Source organism: Streptomyces ureilyticus, from assembly GCF_011045025.1.
GTDB classification, from domain to species: Bacteria; Actinomycetota; Actinomycetes; order Streptomycetales; family Streptomycetaceae; genus Streptomyces; species Streptomyces ureilyticus.
Map to the genome: position 1 here is coordinate 1 of NZ_JAAKZX010000370.1, position 4,538 is coordinate 4,538.

Annotated in this window: 3 protein-coding genes and 1 pseudogene; all 4 read right to left on the reverse strand. The window is 67.6% G+C overall.

Going from position 1 to position 4,538, the window contains the following annotated elements; all coding sequences use genetic code 11:
• The coding region (locus G6048_RS46825; RefSeq protein WP_165345707.1) for a nickel-dependent hydrogenase large subunit at nucleotides 1-1,568 on the reverse strand (1,568 nt) is incomplete at its 3' end.
• 63 nt (nucleotides 1,569-1,631) lie between these two features.
• Nucleotides 1,632-2,723: an NADH-quinone oxidoreductase subunit B family protein gene (locus G6048_RS46830; protein WP_165345708.1), complete on the reverse strand. Its 1,092-nt coding sequence runs from the start codon at nucleotides 2,721-2,723 to the stop codon at nucleotides 1,632-1,634.
• Nucleotides 2,720-4,306 (reverse strand): hypothetical protein, encoded by a 1,587-nt coding sequence (locus G6048_RS46835; RefSeq protein WP_165345709.1) that lies wholly within the window; start codon nucleotides 4,304-4,306, stop codon nucleotides 2,720-2,722. The genes G6048_RS46830 and G6048_RS46835 overlap by 4 nt, the downstream gene beginning before the upstream one ends.
• Nucleotides 4,307-4,451: 145 nt before the next feature.
• Nucleotides 4,452-4,538, reverse strand: a pseudogene (locus G6048_RS46840) (IS5/IS1182 family transposase); the annotation flags it as partial.

Below are 4,538 nucleotides of genomic sequence, written 5' to 3' on the forward strand. Positions count from 1 at the left end.
TGTGTATAAGAGACAGGGTATGGGTGGTAGTTGGCGATCTTCTTGTCCTTGATCACCAGGTGGTGGGAGAGGACACCGCGCACGGCCTCGTGGAAGCCGCAGCCGATCGCCTCGTCGGGCACCTCGTAGTTCTCGAACACTTTGGTCTCGCCGGCCCGCACGAGCCCCATGGCCTCTTCCACGAACTGCAGGGCCATGGCGGCCGCGTAGGCGATGAAGTACGGCCGGGCGCGGTCGCGTTCGATGGTGTTGCTCCACTGGGGGATGCGCCACTCCAGGGTCGTCTCCGGCAGCGACTCGCCCTTGGGCAGCGAGATGCGCACGCTGTGGCCGGTGGCCTTGACGTACGGGGTGTCGACCAGTCCGTTCAGGGCGGTCGACCAGAGCCGGGCGAGCGGGCCGCCGCCGGTGTCGAGGGCGAGGTGCTGATCGGTTTTCTTGTCGTACCAGCGTGGACTCATCACCCAGCTGTACTTTTCGTCGAAGTTGCGCTTCTGCGGCACCGGGACGGTCGTCTGGTTCCACGGGTGGCGCATGTCGACGGGGTTGCCGAGCGGGTCGTGGGTGACGAAGGGCTGTTCGTTGACCCAGTCCTCGTAGTACGAGCTGCCGAGCAGGATCCGCAGGCCGAGGTTGATGTCGACGAGGTTGTTGGTGACCAGCTCGCCGTCGACGATGATGCCGGGGGTGACGTACATGTCCTTGCCCCAGGTGTTCATCGTCTCGTACCGGTAGTCGACGCTCGTGGGGTCCTGGAAGGCGCCCCAGCAGCCCAGCAGGATGCGGCGGCGGCCGACCTCCTCGTAGCCGGGCAGCGCCTCGTAGAAGAAGTCGAAGACGTCGTCGTTCATGGCGACGGCCTTCTTGACGAAGTCGATGACCCGCATGAGCCGGCTGAGGTAGTCGGTGAAGGTGGTCGGCTGCGGCATCGTGCCGACGCCACCGGGATACAGGGTGGACGGGTGGACGTGCCGCCCCTCCATCAGGCAGAACATCTCGCGGGTGACCCGGCTGACCTTCAGGGCCTCCTTGTAGACCTCGCCCTCGAAGGGGTTGAACGCCCGCATGATGTCGGCGATCGTCCGGTAGCCGTGGATGTCCCCGTGGGGCGCTGCGGTGCGTTCGGCGCGGGCCAGCACACCGGGGTTGGTGGCCTTGACCATCGCCTCGCAGAAGTCCACGAACACCAGGTTGTCCTGGAAGATCGTGTGGTCGAACATGTACTCGGCCGCTTCGCCGAGGTTGACGATGTAGTCGGCCAGCGGGGGCGGCTTGACGCCGTAGGCCATCTGCTGGGCGTAGTCGGAACAGGTGGTGTGGTTGTCGCCGCAGATGCCGCAGATCCGGGACGTGATGAAGCCCGCGTCACGCGGATCCTTGCCCTTCATGAACACCGAGTAGCCGCGGAACAGCGACGAGGTGCTGTGGCATTCCACGACTTCCCGGTTCGCGAAGTCGATCTTCGTGTAGATGCCCAGGTTCCCGATGATCCGGGTGATCGGATCCCAGGACATGTCCACGAGCTCTGGCGGCTTGCGCCCCGTGGGCCGGGCCTCGGTTGTGGTCATCTGCGGTACTGCCCCTCGCTGTCGGTGTTCCGTGGGTGGGTGCGGGGTGGGTGGCGCGCGGGATCAGGGCCGCCAGCGCGGGTCGTAGCCGCTGGTCAGCTTCCGCTTGTTGTGGCGCCACTTGGGCTCGTGGTTGACCAGTTCGTTCGTCATGCCGCGAAGGCGGCGGACGACGGCCCCGTACGGCTTGATGGCCAGCGAGGACAGCGTGCCGCCGGGAGGCTCGTCCATGAACGGCATGAACGCGTCAGGGAAGCCGGGCATCGTGCACCCGATGCAGATACCGCCGACGTTCGGGCAGCCGCCGATGCCGGCCATCCAGCCGCGCTTGGGCACGTTGCAGTTGACGACAGGACCCCAACAACCCGTCTTGACCAGGCACTTGGGCGAGTTGTAGTCCTTGGCGAAGCTGGCCTGCTCGTAGTACGAGCCGCGGTCGCAGCCCTCGTGCACCGTCTTCCCGAACAGCCACTGCGGGCGCAGCATGTGGTCCAGCGGTGGCGGGGGTGCGGAACCGGCCGCGTGGTAGAGGACCCAGATCAGGGTCTCCATGAAGTTCTCGGGCTGGATCGGGCAGCCGGGTACGTTGACGACCGGCAGCCCGCCCTGGGAGGTGTAGTCCCAGCCCAGGTAGTCGGCAAGGCCCATGCAGCCGGTCGGGTTGCCGGCCATGGCGTGGATGCCGCCGAAAGTGGCGCAGGTGCCGGCGGCCACCACCGCCCAGGCCTTGGGGGCCAGTTGGTCGATCCACCAGTTCAGGGTCTGCGGTTCACCGGTCTCCGGGTCATTGCCGAAGGATGTCCAGTAGCCGTCGCCCTCGATGATGTTCTGGTTGGGGATCGAGCCCTCGATGACGAGGATGAACGGGGTCGCCAGCTCGCCGCGCACCGCCGCCCGGTAAGGAGCGAGGAAGTCCTCGCCGCCCAGGCTCGGTGAGAGCACCTTGTTGACCAGGTTCACCTTCGGCAGGCCCGGGATCAGACCGAGCACCAGATCCTCGATGGAGGGCTGGCCGGCGGCGGTGAGAGAGACGGTGTCGCCGTCGCAGCTCATGCCCTCGGAGATCCAGAGGATGTGGATCTCGTCGATACCCTGCCGCTCCTCGGCGCGACTGGGTTCCTTGCTGACTTCTGCGGTACTGCTCTGCGTTGTCATGTCATCGGCCTCCGCTGCAGGGGGGTCTCGGAGTCGGTCGTGTGCCGCGCCCGGGGTGCGGCGGGAGCCGGTGACGCCGGCTCGTCCGGGAATTCAGCGGGCTCGAGCGGTTCGAGCTCGTCGGGCCGGAAGTAGTGGAAGCGGCCATACCAGGTGTGCAGTTCGGACGCAGGATCGTCGTCGAGGGTGACGGCGAGGTGCACGCTGCCGTCGACGTCGTGGAAAACTGCGGCCACCTCGGCGGTCCGTCCGGCCAGGAACATGTCCTGGGCGTCGGCGCCCCGTCCCCGTGGTCGAAGCCGGACGCGGCTGCCACCGCCGAGGGGCACGCCGTCGACGAGGACCGTGTCGGTGGACGGGGAGAAACCGTCGTCGGCGCCCTCCTGCCACCATGCGGGTCGCTCGGGAGCGGGAGCGGCTGTGGTGGGGGTGACCGGTGCCAGGGAGCGGACGGCACCGTGCAGCCGTGCGAAGACCTCCGGGGGCATGGTCTCGACCCGGTCGAGGATCGCGGCGGCCCGCAGGTCGGTGGCGCGTGCCTCGCGCTTCTCCTCGTCGGTCAGCAGCATCGTGCGCAGGGTGAGGATCTCGTCGATCTCCGCTGCGTCGTGCAGATCCCCCGGGCTCTCCGGAGCCACCTGCGGGTGGTCGGGCAGGATGATCGGTGAAGACAGCAGAACGTGTCCGGTGCCGCCGCCCTGCGGGCTGCGGGAGAAGGCTGGGGCGGTAGGGGGCCCACCGCCAAGGACGGGGAAGGTGAATTCGTTCCGGCACCTGCCCACGTGTGCAGTCAGGTCCGCGGGCGGATCGATCAGCGAGACGAACTCCACGCCCTCACCGCCGACGAGGGTATGGGTGGCGATGAGCGCACGGCGCAGCGCCTCGTCGCGTGGGGTCCTCGAATCCGGCACAGAACCCGTGTTCGTGGTGCGTACCCGGAGTCGGCAGAGGTCCGGCGAGAGCCGCTCGGCGGCGACAGTGGTGCTCGCCCGAAGCTCCTCCCGGCGCCGCACCACCCGACCGGCGTGACCCGGCAGTGGCTCGATGTCCACCCCGGCCGCCGCTCCCACGGAAACGGTGCGTTCACCCTGAAAAAGGTCGTCCAGGCAGACCGCGACATCGACTTCGCGCGGCACCGCCTCGTCGAAGGTCAGATGCACCGTGCCGTTGTCGGTCCGCAACGACTCGACGGCGCTGTGGCCACCGTCCCGGCCGGTTTCCTGCACCTGCTTGCGCTGCATCTGCAGGTACCGAATTCGCACCCGTACGGACGCGCCGGGCCGGCGGATCCGCAGCAGGCACTCGGTCTGCTGGTACCAGGAGTCGGCGGAGCCGGACACACCCGGGACGACGGGGCCCTCCGACTCAACCCAGTCCCGGGGGAAAAGCACCCCGAACTGCCACCGGACGCGGTTCTTTTCCGAAGACCGACGGTAGGGATAGAGGAGGTAGCCCTCATACAGGACGGCGTCGGCGACGGCGCTCAACTGCTCGAAGTCGCATGGGGACCCGTCCGACGGCCCTTCCGCGCCACCCCCCGTGGCAGCGCACGGCATGCCGCTCCCGGCCAATCCCTCCGACATCGCGCCTCCTCGTCTCCGTGTGCACGCCATGCCTTCCACCACAGTCACATCGCTCATCCGCCCTCGCCTCCTACGGCGCAGCACCGCTGAGCCGTTCGAGGGGCACTCAGAGGGCGTTTGAGGTAGGCAGATTGCCCTTGATGCCCTAGTAAGTTCCTCGCCAGGTGGGGGTGGTCTCGTCCGTTATGCGCCTGGCGAGGTTGTCGACCGAGGCGATGTGGATCATGGCTTC

Coding starts and splice junctions, on each gene's coding strand:
- G6048_RS46830 (WP_165345708.1), bottom strand. CDS start 2,723: ATGACAACGCAGAGCAGTACCGCAGAAGTCAGCAAGGAACCCAGTCGC.
- G6048_RS46835 (WP_165345709.1), bottom strand. CDS start 4,306: ATGTCGGAGGGATTGGCCGGGAGCGGCATGCCGTGCGCTGCCACGGGG.